This is a genomic window from Methylobacterium sp. WL103 (assembly GCF_008039885.1).
Lineage (GTDB): Bacteria > Pseudomonadota > Alphaproteobacteria > Rhizobiales > Beijerinckiaceae > Methylobacterium > Methylobacterium cerastii.
The window spans coordinates 1-1,209 of record NZ_VRUX01000910.1 but is presented as its reverse complement, the minus strand read 5'-3'; the positions used below and the strand labels follow the sequence as shown (position 1 = coordinate 1,209).

Genomic DNA, 1,209 nt, shown 5'->3' with positions numbered 1-1,209 from the left:
CTCCTGCGCCGGAGGCCGCGGCGCGCGAGCCGGCCAAGCGCAAGCCCGAGCCGGAGCTGGTCTACGCCACCGTCTCCGCCGACCCGCGGCCGACGCTGACGCAGAAGACCTTCACCGAGACCCTGCGTGCCGCCGACCTGTACCAGGCCTTCGCCGACGCGGGCGGCTGGGCGCCGGTACCCGAGACCACGGTGTTCAAGCCGGGCGCGTCGAACCCGGCGATCCCAGGCCTGCGCCATCACCTGACCCTCACCGGCGACCTGCCCGCCGACGCGCCCCCGAGCGACCGGCTCGATCCGCCGCTGATCGCGGCGGTGACCGCGTTCCAGGCCCGCCACGGCCTGCCGGAATCGGGGCTGGTGGGCCGGCTGACGATCGCCGCGCTCAACGTGCCGGCCTCCGTCCGCCAGCGCCAGCTTGCGGCTTCGGCGGCCCGGCTGATGGGCTCGAAGTTCCCGTTCGGCGAGCGCTACGTCGTCGTCAACATCCCGGCGGCCACCGTCGAGGCGGTGGAGGGCGGCCAGGTCGCGCGCCGCTACGTCGCCGTGGTCGGCAAGCCCGACAAGGCGACGCCCAGCGTCGAGACGCGGATCACCGACATCAACTTCAACCCGACCTGGACGGTGCCGGTCTCGGTGGTGAAGAACGAGATCATCCCGCGGATGCGCAAGGAGCCGGGATATCTGGCCAAGAACCACATCCGCATCCTCGGCCCCGGCAACGTCGAGGTCGATCCGACGGCAGTGAACTGGAACACCGAGAAGGCGGTCAACTACACGCTGCGCCAGGATTCCGGCTTCGACAACTCGCTCGGGCAGGTGCGGATCGACATGCCGAACCGCTTCGCAGTCTACATGCACGATACGCCCTCGAAGTCGCTGTTCGCCCGCAACGTCCGCTTCCACAGCCACGGCTGCGTCCGCGTCGGCGGGGTGAAGGAGCTCGTCGGCTGGCTGCTCTCGGGCGTCGAGGGGCCGAACGGGCCGGGCTCGGCCTGGGGGCCGATCGAGATCGAGACCGCCATCGCCGACGGCGAGCGCCGCGACCTCAAGCTGGTGAAGCCGGTGCCGGTGACCTTCGTCTACCTCACCGGCTACGCCACGCCGGACGGGCGCGTGCACTTCCGCGACGACATCTACGGGCTCGACACCCCCGGCGGCCCGGTGCCCTCGGCGGCGACCGAGCCGGCCACCACCGGCACGGTCGCGC

1 protein-coding gene is annotated in these 1,209 nt (G+C 71.8%); it reads left to right on the top strand.

Translation table 11 applies throughout. The features are described 5' to 3' along the window. On the top strand, positions 1–1,209 hold a 1,209-nt coding region (locus FV222_RS26640), incomplete at both ends, for a L,D-transpeptidase family protein (RefSeq protein ID WP_147816134.1).